We start from the raw sequence: 18422 nt of genomic DNA on the forward strand, positions 1-18422 counted from the left end.
CAGGCTGGCGTCGTGGAACTCGTAAGTCGCGGTGCCCACAAGTCCACCCAACTTCATCCGGGTATCCTGGCGGCTCGAGTACCTCTCCCAGTCCACCCACCGCGTATTGAGGGCGGCAAGGCGAACTATCTCCGCCTGGGAAATGAACCCGCGGAAATCCATGTCAAGCCGCGTCCCATGATGGAAGTAGAGAAGCGACGAAACCCTCCGGAGCAAGCTACGGGCCAAAATGTGGAACTCAGGTCGGTCCCCGAGGCCGCCCCGGAACTTGAGGCGGGTCATGGTACGAAATGCCACCGTTACTCGTGGGACGAGAGGGGAGCCGACACAGCCGACGCGGCCCGCAGAGTGGGGAGAGATCGAGGCGCTACCCGAGTCGAGGGAAACGGAACAGGGGGAAGGACCAGGAGCGTCGCAAGAGGCTGAGGAGGCGGAGCTAGAGAGGGCAGCGGGTCCGCACGCAGCCGACGGTCGCCCACCTTCCGGGCCGTGGCCACCCGCCGGGCGAAGGCACGCCAGGATTCTGCCTGCTCTCTCCAGCATGTCGTCCCATGTGACAACCGCATCCTGCATGTATACCTTGTTCTCCCTGCCATCGAACACGAGCGCGCGGGCACCGCGGCTGTCACCATCCCTCGCACCAGGGGCGGGGCCAGAGGTCGGAGTGGAAGCCATACCATGGGTGGCAACAGGAGCGGGGACAGCCAGCAAAGAGCCCGCAACGCCGCGGCCCTTGGAAAGGGCTTCCCGCCCAGCCGGGGCGATGGAAGTCGTCGACAGGGACGAACGATCCGCAGTGCCACATTGTGGGCGAGAACTGTCACCCGCCCGCGAGACGGGCGACGGATTTGCTGTCAGGCCACCGGCCATGCCCACTCCATCGCCCAGGCGGCCTAAGTGGAATTCTCCCCCGGACTGTTCTGCACCGGCCGGCTTCGTGCGACGCTCACCCCCACGCGATTCCCATTGTTCGCGGAAAGCCCCAACCGAAGCATAGACGCTCCTCAAGTTGAACCTCCCGCGGCCACGCCCGATCCCCATCCTCCCGAATTCTTGGAACGCAGCGATGAAGTACGGCAGGAACTCTACCGCCCGGCCGATGAGGACTAGCCCTACGGCAAGCTCGTCACCCGGCACGAATTCACGCTTTTCGGTGAGGGGCGGTTCGAGCACGAAGGGATGGGGCACGTGCTCGAACTTAGCCAGCGCTTCCGACCCGTCTGGCGGCATGGTCTCAAAGACGTACGCGTATGGGCAAGGGCCTTTCAGTACGCAGTCGCGGCAGTCTGCTCTGCCTGCGGAGCAGGCAATCCTCCTGAAAGCCGTCCCGAAGCCGCCCCTGAATGTGGACCCCTTGTAGGGCGGCAGGAAGAGGTTGTCCACGGCCTCCAAGATGAATTCATAGCGAGCGACACGAAACTCCTCGATACCCTTCACCCGGGTGCCCCCTTTGCACATTCGTGTACATGATTGAGCTCGGGACTGGCCAAGCTCACGCCGCCATCACGGACCGGACATGGCATGGAGTGCAGACACGCACACTAACTGCGCGCGCGGCGGTCGCATCAACCTCGGAGTTGCCTGCGGGAAGTGCCCCGAATAATGCCACGAGAGCTTTACGCTTTCGGACGCCGCTCGCGCGCCGGCCGCGACCTCATTTCTCGCTTGGCGCGCTCTAGCTACGGATCTGTCGCACGTCACTGGTGCGGACACGAGAAGACCAAAGCACTTACGTTGGCGCATCATGCTAGGGGTTTACAACTGCGGCGGTCATCGAGCGGGTATTAACGGGTATTAATACGCATGGGCGACCCAGCAGCGGTGAGCTGTCTCCCGCGGTGTCTACGTGTGCCGGTTGCACACTTCGACACGATGTCAGTTCTTCCTGCAGAGTTCCCTAAGGGCGGCACGTGCCGGGTTGCCTGAGGCCGGCAGTGAGGGGTGAGGGTCAGGGGAAGACAATGTCTACGCTCAGGCTAAACCCAGGCAGGATAGGACTTCTCAGCGTCGACCCAGGACCGTACGCGCCCGAGGTTGACAGGTCCCCATCTGTGAGCGTCTCAACCTCAATGCTTCGGCTCTCGGGGTCTGCCAGCCATAACTCCCGTATCCCGAAGCGCGCGTACGTCTGGCGTTTGATTTTGCGGTCCCATTCGACGGTTCCAGGAGAGAGCACCTCCACCACCAGGTCGGGAGGGCCCAAGATGTTTGCCTCTTTGACGATTTCCATGCGGTCGTTCGACACATAAAGGAGATCTGGCTGCACCACGTCATATTCGCTGAGAACAACATCAAGGGGTGCAAAGTACACTTTGCCGAGCCCGCGGTCCTCTATCCACTCCACGAGGGCCCTGTGGAGCCGCTTTGAGATCTCCTGATGAATCACGCTCGGCGATGGTACCACCCTGAGCGCACCCCCGATCAGCTCGTACCGCTGCTGCCCAGGTGGAATCTCGCAGTAGTCAGAGTATGTAAGGCGCAGAGAAGGCGCAACGGTCGAGACATAGTCCGCCGCGACCTCCCGTACCTTATCCGGTTTCGCCACGCTTCCCCCTCCAGACGAACCTCGTGGTATGGCGTCGGCCTGGTCCCAGTTTGATTGTATCATGCCAGGAGTTGCGCTGCCATCCCCCGTCTTGGTGATCTCAGCCTCAAGGTGCCAATCCGGACCATCGAGTGAGATGAAGCAGGGGAAGCGACGCGAGATCTCGAATTCACTGGTTTGTCAGGAGTCGCTGTGAGGTTTGCGGTGGATTCGGGCAGTGCGCCACTCATCCTGATGAACGGAGGACCGCGCCACCAACTCCGACGACGCGCCCACACGGGACCCGGGGCAAAGCCCGAACCAAGGAGGTCCACGAGCGAATGATCGTGTCCATCAACGGCGATCTCTGTAACGATGTGCGTCGCGGGCTCCGCACCAAGTCTCATGGCAAGCCCCATCGTAAACCCTACCTCCTTGGCATCGACGTCGGAACGACCCACATCAAGGCGGTAGTGTTCGATGAGACGGGCATGGAGGCAGCGAGGTGCGTCGCAGACACACCTGCTCTGCCCGGCGATGGGCCTGGCCAGGTCGTGTGGGATCCGGACGCGATTTGGGAGACGGTCGTCTCGGTCACGCGTGGCGCGGTTGAAATGCTTCATCATGGTAGCGCGCCCGCGAGGGTCGCCCCGCAGGCGGAGTCCGCCCGCGCTGTCGCCGGAGGGCCTGGCACGGCCGGTGGGGATGGTGTCCCTCTGCGCGAATCTGGCTCGGGGCCAGAGGTGCCAGAGTCTTCGTGCCCTGCGCATTCCGCTCGCGCGACGCGCCCCGAGATCCCTGAGATCGTAGGCATCGCGGTCGCGAGCGTCGGCGAGTCCGGCGTCCCGCTGGACCGCGAAGGCCGGCCGCTCTACCCGGTAATCGCATGGTTCGATCCGCGCACCGCGCCCCAGGCAGCCTGGTGGGCCAGGGAGATCGGCCAGGAGCGCACGCGCGCTATAACAGGGCTTTCCGTCAAGTCCATATACTCGGCCCTCAAAATCCTGTGGCTCTTTGAGAACGTGAGCGGTCTAAAGGAAGCCATAGACGCCTGGCTGCCGGTGTCGAGTTTCGTGGCGTTCAGGCTGACCGGTGGAAGGCGAAGCTTGGCCACCACCATCGGCGGTGGCGGCGCCCGCGGCCAGCCCGCCGTCGCCGGTGCGGGTGATCTCGTCGGTGCTAGTGGTCCCGGCGGCGCCGGTGGTTCCGCCCGACCATCGGACTACGTCGTGGATTTCTCTCAGGCCTCGCGAACCCTGCTCTTCGACCAGACGAGGCTGGACTGGTCGTACGACCTGGCCGAAGCAGCGGGGATCCCCGCGCGGATACTGCCGCGCGCCGTCCCTAGTGGCACCTTCGCCGGCTTCGTGACCCGCGAGACTGCCCTCGCCACGGGCCTCCCGGCCGGCGTGCCGGTGTTCATAGGGGGCCACGACCACGTGTGTGGGGCTCTCGCGGTCGGCGCCACGAGGCCCGGAGTTCTCCTGGACTCCTGCGGCACGGCTGAGAGCATTCTCTCATCGTGCCCGGACGTGTCCGCCCTCCGCCTTCGGGCCGTGTGCGAGAATGGGTTCTCGTTCGGCAGCCACGTGGTCAGGGACATGCACTACGCCATGGGCGGCCTGCTTGCATCCGGCGGGGCGGTGGAGTGGTTCATGCGCGAATTTTGCGGCCCCTCCCCGTCGTATGAGCAAGTCATGGACCTGGCCCGGACCGCCAAGCCTGGCGCAGGCGGGGTCATATTCGTCCCGCGCCTTCTCGGAAGCGGGCCTCCGACTCGCGACGAACGGGCGACCGGCTCCTTCTCGCGGCTGCGTCCGACCGCGACGCTGGCTGACTTCGCTCGGGCAATCTTTGAAGGGCTCGGTTTCGAGCTCAGGACCGCAGTCAGCGCCATGGAGACGGCAACCGGCGTGCCGGTGTCGAGCGTCATCGCCACGGGCGGTGGAGCGCGAAACGCCCTTTGGCTCCGCATCAAAGCGAGCATCCTCGGGCTCCCAGTCCAGGTGCCCGAGGTCACGGAGGCTACGGCGCTCGGGGCTGCGCTGATCGCCGGCATCGGATGCGGGCTGTATCGGGACGCCGACGACGCGCTGGCGCGGACCTTGCGCATTGCCCGTCGCGTAGAGCCAGACGGACCGCTCTGCCGAACGTATGAGGACTTATACCCCACCTACTGCTCTATCAGCGAGGCGCTTCGCCGCGCGGACGAGGAGATTGACCGCTGCAGTCGTTCGCCGCGCCCCGAAGGGCATGCTTGAGGCTTTCCGGGAAGAAGACGTCGTTTTCAGTGGCGCCCAGGGATTCGAGGAGGTCCAACGCCCACGACACTTCGCCGACCCGGTCGAGCGAATGCGCGTCGCTGCCGATGGAGAACTTCACTCCGAGCCCAAGCCCGAGCTTGACCGCGTCAGGGGCCGGGGTGCGAGTTGCGCAGTGCAGCTCCACGGCCTTGCCGCTCGCCGCGGCCCGGGAGAACACAGCCTCGTACCAGGACCGGTCGAAGAAGCGCGCGGCGATCTCCCGCTCTATAGCCCTGCGCTCGTCGAATGTGGACCCGGGATGGAGAAGGGGCTCCATGGGGAGGTACCCCGCGATGTGGCCAAGCACATCCACTTGGGGATCCGAAGCCAGTTTGAGGACGTCCTCGCGGTACGCGGCCCAGAACTCCTCATTAAAAAGGTCTCCACGCCGCGCTGAGGCCACTGCGCGCGTGAGATAATGGACGCTCCCTATCACGATGTCGAGTTCCTCGGGTAGGCCAGGAACCGGGAACGGGCCGCGCTCCACGCCCACCAGGACGAGCGCGGCGCTTCCCCGGGCATCCTCTTCATCCGCCCTCGCGACCCATGCCTCGCCGGCTCCAAGCCGGTCCGAGCCCCCGGCGGAGACATGGCGCGTTTCATCCCGCCCGCCAGCGCCGTTTTCTACCGCTCGCTTGGCGTCGAGTATTGCCCGAAGCCGCCCGGCGTAATCATAGTCGCGTCTCGGGTCCATGGGATCGCAGTGGTCAGTCAAGGCCACCGCAAGGAGTCCACGCCCGCAGGCGTGCCGACTGACGTCTTCGAGGGAACCGTGGCCATCCGAGAGCGCGGAGTGAACGTGAAGGTCGACAAGGGGCAGGCGACTCATGGGACGCACCTCACATCACGGGACGCGCTCGGCGCCTGCCGGCCGCAAGCCACGAGCCGCAGCGAGCGTGCCGTCGGCCGCCCGCTCTCGGCTCCCAGCTCTCGGCTGCCTCACGTCGGCTTGCTGTCGACTGCCCGCTGTCTGCTGACGGCTGACGGCTGACGGCGTCGCATCGAAGTCGCGCGTCATGATGGTTGCAGGTAGGGCGGGTTCCACCTCCTGGATTATACCAGTCTTTCCCGGGCGAGGCAATGCACACCTTAGCGCGATCTCCCACCGAGCGTCGCCGACCGCTCCATCAAACCGCCAGCTGCCGCTCTTCCTAGAGCGCCGCTGGCGGCCGACTGCAGCCCGCAACCGCTAACTCGCTGCATGATGTTCCTGAAGGCTCCTCGCCTGCAGGGGCTGACTTCGCAGGGCCTTGATCCCCTCCACGGCCGCAGCGGCCGCACGGATGGTGGTGATGACCGGCACGCCGCGCCTCAGCGCCTCCAGCCTCACATAGTAATCCTCGCACGAGGGCCCCCGCCCTGACGGGGTGTTGATGAGAAGGTTCACCTGTCCTCTCCTGATGCACTCGATCGCGGCGGCCACGCCACTAGGCGCTGTCCCGTTGGCCTTCGGACCGCTCGAGGGCTGCGCCTCGCCCACTGTGCCGATGTCTTTGGAGTGGCAGCACGCGTCTCCAACCCGAGCCGCCCCTCCGGCGCCGGCGGCCGCCCCTTCGGCGCTGCCAGCCGCCCCTTGAATGTTTTCCACGAGCTGAACCGCAAGCCCAGAGTTCCTGAGGTACTCCGCAGTCGGCCCGTACGAGAGCAGCAAGAAGCCGAGCGACGCGAGCTCGCGGGCGACAGGCACCACGGATGCCCTCTCCTGCTCGGTGGCCACCACGAGCACGGTGCCCGCTTTGGGCAGCGGCGTCCCCGCCGCCAGCTCCGCCTTGGCGAAGGCCACGCCGAAGGTCTCGTCTATCCCCATCACCTCACCCGTGGACCGCATCTCGGGCCCGAGCACGATGTCGGTCCCGGGAAACTTGGCGAACGGGAACACAGCCTCTTTGACTGCCACGTGCCTGGGAGCCGGATCCGCGACGAGGCCGAGCTCGCCGAGGGTCCTCCCGACCATCACCCGGGTCGCCACCCTTGCGAGGGGCACGCCCACGGCCTTGCTGACGAACGGGACGGTGCGCGACGCCCTGGGATTGGCCTCCAAGATGTAGACCGCCCCGTCTTTCACCGCGAACTGAACGTTCAGAAGCCCCACCACGCCCAGGGCACGCGCGAGAGACCTCGTTTGCTGCTTGATCTCCTCGACGCACGCAGGTGAGAGCCCGAGCGGCGGGATGGTGCATGCGCTGTCTCCGGAGTGGATGCCGGCGTACTCGATGTGCTCCATCACGCCTCCGATGACGACCGCCTCGCCGTCGCAGACCGCATCCACGTCGACCTCAGTGGCCCCGGCCAGGAAGCTGTCTATCAGGATCACCTGTCCGGGAGCGACCTCCATGGCGCGCGCGACGTAGCTCTTGAGGGACGCGTCATCGTGGACGATCTCCATCGCAGCACCACCAAGGACGTAGGAAGGGCGAACCAGAACGGGGTAGCCCAGCCCCCGCGCAACCGCCAGAGCTTCCTCGCAGGTCCTCGCGGTGCCGTGGAGGGGCTGCCGGAGGCCGAGCTCCGCCGCGAGCTCTGAGAACTTCTCTCGGTCCTCGGCGAGGTCGATGCTGTGCGGCGACGTCCCGAGGATCTTGAGGCCCGCGCTCTCCAGCGCCAGCGCCAGCTTGAGCGGGGTCTGTCCGCCGAATTGCACGATGACCCCCCAAGGATGCTCCTCGTCGGCGATGTTCAGGACGTCCTCCAGTGTGAGCGGCTCGAAGTAGAGCCTGTCGGAGATGTCGTAGTCGGTGCTCACGGTCTCAGGGTTGCAGTTGACCATGATCACCTCGTAGCCCTCCTCCTTGAGGGCGAACGCCGCCTGCACGCAGCAGTAGTCGAACTCTATGCCTTGGCCTATCCTGTTTGGCCCGCTGCCGAGGATCATGACCTTTGGCCTGCCGGACGGCCGTGCCTCGTCCTCCATTTCGTACGTGGAGTAGTAGTACGGGGTGTGTGCCTCGAACTCGGCCGCGCACGTGTCCACCAGCTTGAACACAGGCCGGATTCCGTGCTCGAGCCTGTAGCGCCTCACGTCGAGCTCCCCGGTTCCCGTGAAGCGCGCGAGCTGCTGGTCGGAGAACCCGCACCGTTTCGCCCGGCGAATCAACTCGGGGCCCAAGGTGTCTAGGACTCGAGCGGCGAACGCACCCGCGGGACAAGCGTCGGCACAAGCCTCGCCTGCCTGTGGGCCTTCCTTGCCCGCCTTGCCATCGCCCGCCTTGCCTTCCCACCGTTCGCGCGTCCCCCCCGCCCCGTCGTGTTCCGCGTCCGCGCACGGTCCAACCCGTATCCGTGCCTTGATTTCCGCCTCTACGTCCGCCACCTCTCTCAGATGCCAGAGGAACCACCTGTCTATGCGCGTCAGGCTGTGGATCTCCTCGATGTCCATTCCCGCTCGAAGAGCGCGGTACACTTGGAAGATACGGTCAGGACCCGACGTCGCGAGCCTTGAGCGAAGCTCGCTAAGAGCCGCCTCGCGGCCACGTCGGTCACGTGCCCCGGGCGCACCGAGGCATGGCGCGGGCGCGCCAGCGCACGGCGCAGGCGCCGTCCCCGTGACGAGGCCGCCGCCTTGCGCGCTCTCGTCGTGATCATCGGCCGCGTTGAGGCCGAGCCCGGCCGCCCCCTGGTCCAACGAGCGGATGGCTTTCTGCAGGGCCTCCTTGAACGTCCGGCCGATGGCCATGACCTCCCCGACTGACTTCATCTGCGTCGTGAGCGTGCTGTCGCCTCCGGGGAACTTGGAGAAGTCCCAGCGGGGGATCTTCACGACACAGTAATCTATGGCCGGCTCGAAGGACGCGGGAGTCTCGCGGGTTATGTCGTTCACGAGTTCGTCCAGGGTGTAGCCCACGGCGAGCTTGGCGGCGATCTTGGCTATGGGAAAACCCGTGGCTTTCGAGGCGAGCGCGGACGACCTCGACACGCGCGGGTTCATCTCCACGACCACCATGCGCCCGTCCTCGGGACGCACAGCGAACTGAATGTTGGAACCGCCCGTCTGGACCCCTATCTCTCGCATCACCGCGATGGCGGCGCTGCGCATTGCCTGGTATTCCACGTCGGTGAGCGTCTGGGCGGGCGCCACCGTGATGCTGTCACCCGTATGGACGCCCATCGGGTCGAGGTTCTCGATGGAGCAAACGATCACCACGTTGTCCGCGCCATCCCTCATGACCTCGAGCTCGTATTCCTTCCAGCCCATCGCAGACTCCTCCACCAGCACTTCGTGCACGGGGCTAAGGCTGATGCCCATGCTCACGATGTCGGCGAGCTCCTTGGAGTCGCGCGCCACCCCACCGCCCGTCCCGCCGAGAGTGAATGACGGACGGACCACGATGGGATAGCCGACCGCCATCGCGAACTCCAAGGCCGCCTCCACCGAGCGGACGTGGCGGCTGCGCAGCACGTCCAGGCCGATGCGGGACATGGCCGCCTTGAAGAGTTCCCTGTCCTCGGCCTTTTGAATCGCCTCGAACCCGGCCCCGATGAGCTCGACCCCGTGCTTCTCGAGGATGCCGCGGTTATGCAGCTCCACGGCGAGGTTCAGGCCTGTCTGGCCGCCCAGCGTGGGAAGGATCGCTGAGGGTCGCTCGCGCTCGATGATCCGCTCGAGCACTTCGGTGCAGAGGGGCTCCACGTAGGTCCTGTCGGCCATCTCGGGATCGGTCATGATCGTGGCAGGGTTGCTGTTCACGAGGATCACGCGATAGCCTTCCTCTTTGAGTGCCTTGCACGCTTGCGAACCGGAGTAGTCGAACTCGCACGCCTGCCCTATGATTATCGGGCCGGACCCGATGATGAGGATGCTCTCGAGGTCTTGTCGCTTCGGCATATGACCGCGCCCCCTTCCTTGTCACGCCGGCTGTCGATTCGCAGGCACGGTCGCCCTTACGCCACTCCCCGGCCCTCGCTCTGTGCCGGGTCGACCGCGCCGCCGCAACCACTACCGCTGCAACCGCTGCAACATCTGCCGCCATGAGTTCTGTCCATCATATCAACGAACCTTCTAAACAGGTAGCGCGAGTCATGAGGTCCCGGAGACGCTTCGGGGTGATACTGCACTGAGAAGCACGAGAGCCCGGGCGCTTCCATGCCTTCGATGGTGCCGTCGTTGAGGTTGATATGCGTAACGCGGATGGCTCCTGGTGAAGCGGGGGCGTGCACACAGAAACCGTGATTCTGGGATGTGATCTCCACCCTGCCCGTGAGAAGGTTCTTCACAGGATGATTGGCGCCCCTGTGACCGTACTTCAGCTTGAAGGTCGAAAGACCCAGGGCGAGGCCGAGGATCTGGTGTCCGAGACATATCCCGAATATCGGCTTCTGGCCCACGAGCTTTGCGATCTCGTCCGCAACCCCTGGAACGCCCGCGGGATCGCCGGGCCCGTTCGAGAGGAAGATGCCGTCCGGATTCCTCGCGAGGACATCCTCGGCCGGGGTGTAGGCTGGCACGACCGTCACCTGGCACCCCGCCTCCTCGAGCATCCGAAGAATGCTTCGCTTGATCCCGAAGTCGAAGGCGACCACGCGCCACCGCCCGGAGGTGTTCCACGTATACTCGCGGGCACAGGTCACCCGTCTTACCATGTCCTGTCCCACGAGGCCGGGATATGAGCGAACCTTGCGGAGCAAGCTCTCGCGGTCGAGATCCATGGTGGATACCACGCCGCGCATCGCCCCTGCCTCACGGACGTGCCTCGTGAGGGCCCGGGTATCCACATCTTCTATCCCAAGCACCCCGTTGGCCTCGAGGTAATCGACGAGGGTGCGCGTGGCTCTCCAGTTGCTCGGAAAGCGGCTGTACTCGCGGATTATCACTGCCTCAACCTGGGGGCGCGCCGACTCGGAATCCGCTTCATTGGCACCGTAGTTCCCGATGAGAGGGTACGTGAAGGTGACTATCTGCCCTTTGTAGGAGGGATCGGTGATGATCTCCTGATACCCGGACATGCTCGTGTTGAATACTACTTCTCCGTAGGCCTCCCCGCTTCCCGCGAACGCCTTTCCCTCGAGCGAGAACCCGTCCTCTAGCACCAGCAGCGCCTTCATGTGCTCCTCCATCCCCACGGTGTGCCGCGACGCGAGCCCGCGGTGACCCGCGACAGCCGCCGCCCGGCAGCCGCCCGCCCGGCGTCGACCAGCGCCGGCCGTCAGCACCGGCCCACCCGCGCTAACCCGCGCCAGCGCATCCGATCTGCACCAGCTGGCACCGGCCTACGCTAACCCGTTGCGCGTCAGCCGCGGCGGACGTGTGTCTCCCCGGCTCCTTCGCGGGGTGGCCGCCTTGCTAACCCGTCTGCAGTCTACAGTCTACGCGCCAGTCTGCCGCCGCCTATGGCCTATGCAGCGTGGGCTACCTAGGTCTGCTCCGCAGGTAGATCGCCGCAAGTTCGCGATACCCTTCAGCGCGCCGGCACTGACCCTTTATGGCCTCTCTTGACTATGGCCTCTCTCGACGCTCTCAGGAGCGGTTTCGAAAGATGGTGCCGCGATGCCTGCGTCCTCTATCCTGCGGCACGAGAAAGAGTGGGAGTAAACTGCCATAAATAGCATGTGTGTGCATACTTATGCAGCCAATGCTTCTTATTGCTATTATAAGCAGCCCGACGTGAAAGTCAATGGCGTGCATAAACTTTTGCTGAGCCCGCAAGCGGGGGGCGCCTGCAGCTCGAGCAGCGCCTGATGTGGCGAATCGGGCGGGGCGCGGGGCCGCGGCGCCGGGCATTCTCAGCTGCTCCGGGCGGTCGCACGCACGCAGCGCAGCGCACAAACACGCGCCCCTTTCCCTCACTGCCCTCGGGGCGTTCCCGGTGGCGCCCAAGGGCCCGAGTGAGGCCGAGTGAGGCTTTCTCGCGCTAGGGCGGCGTGGATTGCCGGGCGAGATATACGGGATCACGCTGTGCCTGCTCAGCCGCGCGTGCTCAGCTCACCAGGCAACAGCCGCCCCGTCTTTGCGGGGCTCGGAACCACAGATGAATACGCCGGTATCGGGGTCGCGCCAGATGACCTGGCCCCCGCCAAAGCCGGCTGGCTCCTCGTCCACACGGATCTCGTGGCCCAGCTTCGCCAGCTCCTCTACGACTTCACGGCCTATCGCAGGTTCGACCGCCACTTGCTTGCCCTCCAGAACGCGCACGCGCGGGGCGTCGATAGCCGCCTGCGGATTGAGGGCATGGTCAATGAGGCCGAGGATGACCTGGACATGTCCCTGGGGCTGCATGTCGCCACCCATGACGCCGAAAGCGGCCAGGGGCACGCCGTCGCGCGTTATAAACGCTGGGATGATGGTGTGATACGGGCGTTTGCCCGGAGCGAGCCGGTTCGGGTGCCCCTCCTCAAGGGTGAAACCGCATCCGCGATTCTGCATAGAAATGCCGGTCCCCGGGATCACGATGCCGGACCCGAAGCCCATGTAGTTGGACTGGATGTACGAGACCATCATTCCAGAGGCATCGGCGGTGCAGAGGTACACGGTGTCGCCGTCCAGAGGCTGCCGGCGGCGCTGCCTGGGGCGACGAAGGACGTGGTGCTCCGATGCTCGCCACCCACCGAGGAAGACTGAGGCGCCATCAGCCCGGGCGCCACTGCCTGCCTCGGGCGTCGCGCGCTCGCCGACAGGTGCGGCGATATGCCGGTCGGCGTCACGAGCCCGCCCTGTCGCCTGCGGGTCACCACCGGCGGGATGACAACCACCGCCCGGACACCCTGGGTCTGCTTCCGTCATGGCTTTGCCCATTTGAATTAACCTTCTGCGGCTAGCCAAATAGGCGGGGTTGAGCAATTGTTCAGGGGTAACCCGCATGAAAGAGGGGTCCGCGACGAACGAGTACGCATCGGCGAATGCCAGCCTCAGCCCCTCGATGACTACATGCAGTTCCTCCGCGGAGGCGCGCCCCATAGACGGCATGTCGAAGCCTTCCAGTATCCCAAGGGCGATAAGCGCCACGATGCCCTGGCCGTTCGGCGGGATCTCCCATATGTCGTAGCCTCGATAGGTGACGCTGATGGGATCCACCCACTGTGGTTCATGCGAAGCGAGGTCGTCATACGAGAGGTAGCCTCCGGTGGCCTCCGCATAGCGCGCTATGCTCTCCGCTATCTCACCGCGGTAGAAAGCCTCTCCATTCGAATCCCCGATCAACCTGAGGGTCTTCGCCTGTTCCGGAAGGCGAAACACCTCGCCGGGCAGGGGCGCGCGCCCGTTCGGCAGAAACGCCCGGCGGAATTCCTCGAGCTTGCCTAGTCGCTGCTCGGCCGCTTTCCAGTAGCCTGCGATGACAGGCGGCACGGGGTGGCCCTCCTCCGCGTATTGGGCCGCCGGCGAGAGTAGCCTGGAGAGCGGCATCGTCCCGAAACGTCTCGTGAGCTCAACCCACGCCGACACAACTCCGGGGGTGGTCACGGGAAGCCAACCCGTCGGAGGCACACGGTCAAGACCAAGCCGCTCGAAAACCCCAACGTCCAAGGCCCTGGGGCAGCGTCCCGAGGCATTCAGGCCGTGTAGGCGCTTTCCGTCCCAAACGATGGCGAACGCGTCGCCGCCGATGCCATTCGAGGTCGGCTCAAGCACCGTGAGGGCGGCGGCGGTCGCCACGGCCGCGTCCACCGCATTACCGCCCTCGATGAGGATGCGCAGCCCGACTTGAGCCGCGAGAGGGTGGCTTGTAGCTACCGCCCCCCGCCTTCCCATGACGGGGCTTCGGCGCGACGCGAACGGCTGGCGATAATCGAAATGCACTGCACGTAAAGAGCTCATACAAAACGCGCCTCCTGCCGCCCGGCGACGGTGGGACCGCAACAATCCCCATCCACGCGCCGACCCACCTTCCATTGCATTGCCTCCAAGCCCTGTCATCCGCGGGTGTCTTTAGTCTCGGTCATTGTTTGGTGATCCTTGGGTTTGCCTCTGCCCGCCCAGCCGTTCGAAAAGCCGCAGCACCTCCATGGGCAACGGGAAGATGACAGTGGAGTTCCGCTCGACAGCGATCTCGGAGAGGGTCTGCAGGTAACGCAGCTGGAGAGCCGATGGCTCCGTCGCGATGACTCGCGCCGCCGCAGCAAGCTTCTCCGAAGCCTGGTACTCGCCGTCCGCGGCGATGACCTTCGCACGGCGCTCGCGTTCCGCCTCGGCCTGTTTGGCCATGGCTCGCTTCATTGTCTCAGGGAGCTCGACGGCCTTGATCTCCACCGCTGTGACCTTCACGCCCCACGGGTCGGTCGCCTCGTCGAGAAGTCTCTGGAGCGTGGCATTGAGCTCGCTGCGTTTCGAGAGCATCTCGTCGAGCTCGTGTTGGCCGAGCACCGACCGGAGGATGGTCTGGCCAAGAAGCGTGGTGCTCTTGACGAAGTCCGCCACCTTCACGACGGCGAGCACCGGATCGAAGACGTTGAAGTATACGACGGCGTCCACCATAACCGGAACGTTGTCGCGCGTGATGATCTCCTGCTTAGGCACGTCTATGGTGAACGTGCGCAGGTCGATCTTCCTCACCTGGTCGATGCCGAACGGGAAGATCACATTGAGGCCAGGCTTCAGCACTCCAACCTGCCGCCCGAATCTGAACAGCACGCCCCGCTGGTACTCCGTGACTATCCGCACCATGCTCGGAAGGAATATGAGCGGGATCAGTATGTACACGACAAACGCGGGGCTCGCCACGAGCCGCAGGCCGAAGTAGGCCCACACGAGGCCGGTAAGGAGCAGGAAGACGAACACCGTCCTGGCCCTGGTGAACAGCGCAAGACCTGCCCACAGCGCCCACCATGCTATCACCGCCCACAGGATCACCCGAAACACGCTCACCACTGCATCGGGCATCATCGTAACCGCCTCCATCGCAACCACCTTCTTTCCTGCGTTATATTCTCCCTGACTACGCTGTTTCCCTCTGATAGACGCGCTACTTCACACAAATAGGACGTTACTCGTAGGCTCGTCCCCTGAGAACTGGCCGCATCCCACATGCGGCGAGCCTCCGCCCGCCTTTGTGCCTCTGCCCGTCTTCATCGCTCGGGGAGCGGCAGGAAGGTGGCCGCGAGGCGACAAGAGCGCAGGCACACTAGCGTAGAAATCCTCTGCAGCGAGACCCCTTGTAGCGCGCCGCGGCAGGAGTCGGAACCGGCCACCATCCGCACTGGCCGAGGAGGATCCAGAAAGGAGGATCCAGATAACAAACCTCGAAGTCGTGAACAGTCGGGCCGGCAGCAGATGACGGCGCGCGGCGGACGGCGCGCCAGCGCTGGACCTCGTCGAGACGGCGAGCGCATGCGAGATGGCCAAGAGCCGAGTCTGCCGCGTCCTGTCATCCTGTCATGCGAGCACCGGCAATCCTAGCGCCGCCAGGTCTGGAGGGATGGGCCGATGGCTAATACAAGCACGGAAACAGTGACGCGAACCACCGTGTACTTTGGGTGCTGCGGTGAAGTGAACACGGAGAGCGTGGTGCGCCAAGTGCGGGAAGAGTGCCTAGAGCTCGGCATCCGGACTGTCGTGGTCGCCTCGGAAACCGGCAGGAGCGCTCTCGCGGCGCTGGAGGGACTCCGCGACACCGGCGCGCAGCTCGTCGTTGTCACCCACTATCCCGCGACCACGTGGGGGCCAAGGGGCGACATACCGATAGGGCTAATGCGCCACGAATATTCGGGGATCCGCGAGACCCTAGTGAAGAACGGGGCAAGGATCGTTCAGGGTTCGAGGCCCTTGGCTCCGCCGTCGCGCTCGATAAGGTGGGACTATCCCACACCCGAGGCGATCATGGACAAAACCCTTGAGGTTTTCGGCGCGGGAACCAAGATCGCTATCGAGGCCGCGATGATAGCCACCGATGCCGGTGCGGTGGCCGAAGGCGACGAGATCATCTCCTGTGCTGGCACCTACAAGGGCCTCGACACAGCCCTCGTGGTCAAAACGGCATACAGCATGCATTTCTTTACCTCCTTCGAGGTTAGGGAGGTGCTGGCCAAACCCAGGTGCCGCATAGGGAGGTTGCCGGAGTACGAGCACGAGAGCTGGAAAGGCGACCTCGAGAAGTACTACAGCCCCTGAGGCTACTGAGGTCGGCGAGGAAGCCCGTGAGAGCGAAAGCTTTCGCCTCGTCACGCGGCGCCCGCGATTCGCTGCCTCCCTGTGCAGCGTTCACGTTTCCGCGAGCCTTACCATGTCTAGGACCAGCCCGGACCATGAGAGGTCCTTGGCGCCAAGGCCGCGACCGGTGTGTGGGTCATAGTACTCCCAAAGACCGTTCCGGAGGACGAGGTCCGCGGTGCGGCAGGCGAGATCCTCCGCCACGTCGCGGAAGCCGTACCGAAGCAGTCCCTGCATCACGAACCAGTTTATATTCACCCACGTGGTGCCGCGCCAGTAGCGATCCGGGGCGAACCGCGGGTCTTCCATGGACACCGTCGGTATGGGGTACTGCGGCCAGAAAGACCGGGGCGAAGCCAACTTGGAGACAAGCGCTGACGCCTCTTCCGGCCAGGGAATGCCAGCGAACAGCGGAAAGAACATGGCCGGAGTCTCCACGCGAATGGGCCGTTCAATGGGCCGTTCCTCGCCCTCCACCATGGCGATGTCGAAGTAGAGGCCGGTGGCCGGGTCTCTCATCTTGTCGCGGATGGCCTCGCGAACATGGGTGGCTTTCTGGTCAAGGACCTCCGCGGACTCGTCGAACCCAAGCTCGCGCGCGCACCAAGCAAGCGCGGCGAGGTTCTCAGCATAGATGCAGTTGAAATCCACGGGCTCCACGTCAAACCAACCGGACACGAGAGCCGCGGCGCTGTCGAAACCCACGCCTTTCAGGCGCGCACACATCTCGCTGCGGATGGCCTTGTTCCGCTCCTCGTCATCTCCGAATCCGGCCAGCTCGTCCCAGCGCTGAGAGTTGTCCCATCCCGACTCCCAAGGGTGGATGATGGACACGAGCCCGTCGCCGTCTGGATCGCGCCGCGCTGCGAGCCACGAATAGTAGCGGCGGAGCGGCTCGAAGACCCCGCGCACGAAGCCAAGGTCGCTCGTTCGGCGGGCGATCTCGCGAACGGCGAACGCGAGCATCGGCGGCTGAGTGATGCCGCTGCGGTCCGGCGTCCCCCAGAGCGGCTCGCCTCCGCCGTCGAAGTAGTTCATGTGCGGCACCATTCCGGCGTCCGGGCCGGACGCGACCTGGCGCGACAGCGCGGCTTTGATCTCGCGGCGCGCCTGCTCCGCATCGCCGAGGTCCAGGTGGATTATGGCGTGAAAGCACGAGTCCCACAGCCACTGCTGCTCGTATACTCTGGGCGACGGCTTTGTGTACGCATATGGCCCCGCGGTGACGCGGTGCTTCGCCATCACCTCGGCAGCGCGCTCTCGGAGCGATTCCTTGATGCTCGAATCGAATCGCACCCTTCAACGCCTCCCATCGCGCCGCGCTTCGCCAGCCGCGCCCGCGCACACCGCGCCCTGCGCGCAGCTGATGTAGCTTACTCCGGCAGGCGGCGCAGGAAGCGCACGCCCCAGAGCATCGGTGTGATGTGGACCGGCTCCCGGCCGCCGCTCGCGAGGGCACGTTCGAAGAGCCCGACAGCGGTCTCGACGCGTGCCGCAAGCATGGCCTCTCCCGCCTCCGCGCTGGCCTTGCTTGGATCGCCCATGTACGGCTTCATCGCGGGGTCGCCGATCCAGGCGAGGGTATTGGCTAGATGCTCGAGATCTCGCCCGAGGACCCACCCGCCAACGGCCCGCAGCAAACGCCCCAACCCCGCTACAACGTCGGCGGCACCTGTGCGGCGCTCCGGCAAGCGGGAGGGCGGCACCGCGCGATAATCCGGCGAGACGCGGCTAGGAGCGCACGCAAGCATGAGAGAGGTTTCGTTTGTGCCCGCATGGTTGTCCGCGTCGTCGCCGCACGCCCCTGGAGCGAGCCCAGCGCGGCGAAGGAAATCGGGGTCATGCTGCACCATGAATCGATAGTCCACGCCGAAAGGATCTATGAGATAGAACTTGTGCCTGCGCCAGAGCGTGCGGGCCGCCGCCTCGATAGCCATCTGGTGGCGCGGGCCGCCGTGGTTGTCCGCCACGAAGAGGTAGTGGAACCCCTGCTTCGCAAGGCCACGCCCGTACGCCACGAGCACGCCCTCCAGGTGCGGCGCCGGCACCGAGAGGGAGCCAGGCACCGGCAGCGCGTCGGACCCGCAGTGGAGCGATGGCAGCTTGACGAAGGTCAATTCGGGGTGACGGGCGGCAAGGGCAGCTATGTAACGGCCGGCAAGCTCCTCGGAGACGAATACGTCGGTGCCCACAGGGAGGTGCGGCCCGTGGACCTCGATTGGACTCACACTCATGATAAATACCGTTGTAGCGCGGTCAAGCGCCTGCAGGTCGGGTAGCCTCAGCTCCACATACTCGAACAGCCGCGGCCTCAGCTCGCCTGAATCCGTCATCTCGCTCCACCTCCGCCCGTCATGCTCTCTTGCCACCGCGACGCGGAACCGGTTGCCGAGCGCGCCTCGCCACGCCAAACGCGTAATCCTCTTCGCTTATGACCCCCCAGTCCTGAAGGAGATGGAGGGTAGCCTCAAGCGCGGCCTCGTCGCCGAACAGCTGACGGATGGCGCGCAGGTACTCCACG

General features: G+C 65.0%; 11 protein-coding genes. 2 read left to right on the forward strand and 9 right to left on the reverse strand.

Features of this window, described 5'->3' with window-relative positions; genetic code table 11:
• Both GX515_07710 and GX515_07715 read right to left on the reverse strand, forming a co-directional pair.
• Positions 1 to 870, reverse strand: an 870-nt coding sequence (locus GX515_07710) for a CRISPR system precrRNA processing endoribonuclease RAMP protein Cas6 (protein HHY32886.1), incomplete at its 3' end; no start/stop codon positions are given.
• A gap of 1078 nt (positions 871 to 1948) precedes the next feature.
• The gene (locus GX515_07715) at positions 1949 to 2545 is read right to left on the reverse strand and encodes a Uma2 family endonuclease (protein HHY32887.1); all 597 of its coding nucleotides are present in this window, start codon (positions 2543 to 2545) and stop codon (positions 1949 to 1951) included.
• A gap of 320 nt (positions 2546 to 2865) precedes the next feature.
• Between GX515_07715 and GX515_07720 the strand changes: the two genes are divergently transcribed.
• Complete coding sequence (locus tag GX515_07720; GenBank protein ID HHY32888.1) at positions 2866 to 4785, forward strand: hypothetical protein; 1920 nt, start codon at positions 2866 to 2868, stop codon at positions 4783 to 4785.
• On the opposite strand, the gene GX515_07725 is transcribed toward GX515_07720, so the two are convergent.
• From GX515_07725 to GX515_07745, 5 genes are all read right to left on the reverse strand, one after another.
• Entirely contained in the window at positions 4709 to 5656 is a 948-nt protein-coding gene (locus GX515_07725) for a hypothetical protein (GenBank protein HHY32889.1), read from the reverse strand. The genes GX515_07720 and GX515_07725 overlap by 77 nt on opposite strands.
• 360 nt (positions 5657 to 6016) lie before the next feature.
• A complete protein-coding gene (gene carB, locus GX515_07730; protein HHY32890.1) occupies positions 6017 to 9649 on the reverse strand; it encodes a carbamoyl-phosphate synthase large subunit in 3633 nt (1210 codons plus the stop codon).
• Positions 9650 to 9705: 56 nt separating this feature from the next.
• Complete coding sequence (carA, locus tag GX515_07735) at positions 9706 to 10866, reverse strand: glutamine-hydrolyzing carbamoyl-phosphate synthase small subunit (protein ID HHY32891.1); 1161 nt, start codon at positions 10864 to 10866, stop codon at positions 9706 to 9708.
• Between the two features lie 877 nt (positions 10867 to 11743).
• Positions 11744 to 13573, reverse strand: coding sequence for a gamma-glutamyltransferase family protein (locus GX515_07740; protein HHY32892.1), 1830 nt, complete (start codon positions 13571 to 13573; stop codon positions 11744 to 11746).
• Positions 13574 to 13684: 111 nt separating this feature from the next.
• Positions 13685 to 14635 (reverse strand): slipin family protein, encoded by a 951-nt coding sequence (locus tag GX515_07745; GenBank protein ID HHY32893.1) that lies wholly within the window; start codon positions 14633 to 14635, stop codon positions 13685 to 13687.
• 543 nt (positions 14636 to 15178) lie between these two features.
• On the opposite strand from GX515_07745, the gene GX515_07750 reads away from it, so the two are divergent.
• Complete coding sequence (locus GX515_07750) at positions 15179 to 15862, forward strand: hypothetical protein (protein HHY32894.1); 684 nt, start codon at positions 15179 to 15181, stop codon at positions 15860 to 15862.
• Positions 15863 to 15952: 90 nt separating this feature from the next.
• Here the strand turns inward: GX515_07750 and GX515_07755 are convergent, their stop codons facing one another.
• The gene (locus tag GX515_07755) at positions 15953 to 17197 is read right to left on the reverse strand and encodes a hypothetical protein (GenBank protein HHY32895.1); all 1245 of its coding nucleotides are present in this window, start codon (positions 17195 to 17197) and stop codon (positions 15953 to 15955) included.
• A gap of 77 nt (positions 17198 to 17274) precedes the next feature.
• Positions 17275 to 18312, reverse strand: a complete 1038-nt coding sequence (locus tag GX515_07760; protein ID HHY32896.1) for a creatininase family protein — start codon at positions 18310 to 18312, stop codon at positions 17275 to 17277.
• Positions 18313 to 18422: the final 110 nt, after the last annotated feature.

The organism is Bacillota bacterium, from assembly GCA_012842395.1.
Lineage (GTDB): Bacteria > Bacillota > SHA-98 > UBA4971 > UBA4971 > UBA6256.

What these genes read in the sequence shown, in the direction of transcription:
- GX515_07720 (HHY32888.1), top strand. Translation starts at nt 2,866, where the DNA reads ATGATCGTGTCCATCAACGGCGATCTCTGTAACGATGTGCGTCGCGGG.
- GX515_07725 (HHY32889.1), bottom strand. Translation starts at nt 5,656, where the DNA reads ATGAGTCGCCTGCCCCTTGTCGACCTTCACGTTCACTCCGCGCTCTCG.
- carB (HHY32890.1), bottom strand. Translation starts at nt 9,649, where the DNA reads ATGCCGAAGCGACAAGACCTCGAGAGCATCCTCATCATCGGGTCCGGC.
- carA (HHY32891.1), bottom strand. Translation starts at nt 10,866, where the DNA reads ATGAAGGCGCTGCTGGTGCTAGAGGACGGGTTCTCGCTCGAGGGAAAG.
- GX515_07740 (HHY32892.1), bottom strand. Translation starts at nt 13,573, where the DNA reads ATGAGCTCTTTACGTGCAGTGCATTTCGATTATCGCCAGCCGTTCGCG.
- GX515_07745 (HHY32893.1), bottom strand. Translation starts at nt 14,635, where the DNA reads ATGCCCGATGCAGTGGTGAGCGTGTTTCGGGTGATCCTGTGGGCGGTG.
- GX515_07750 (HHY32894.1), top strand. Translation starts at nt 15,179, where the DNA reads ATGGCTAATACAAGCACGGAAACAGTGACGCGAACCACCGTGTACTTT.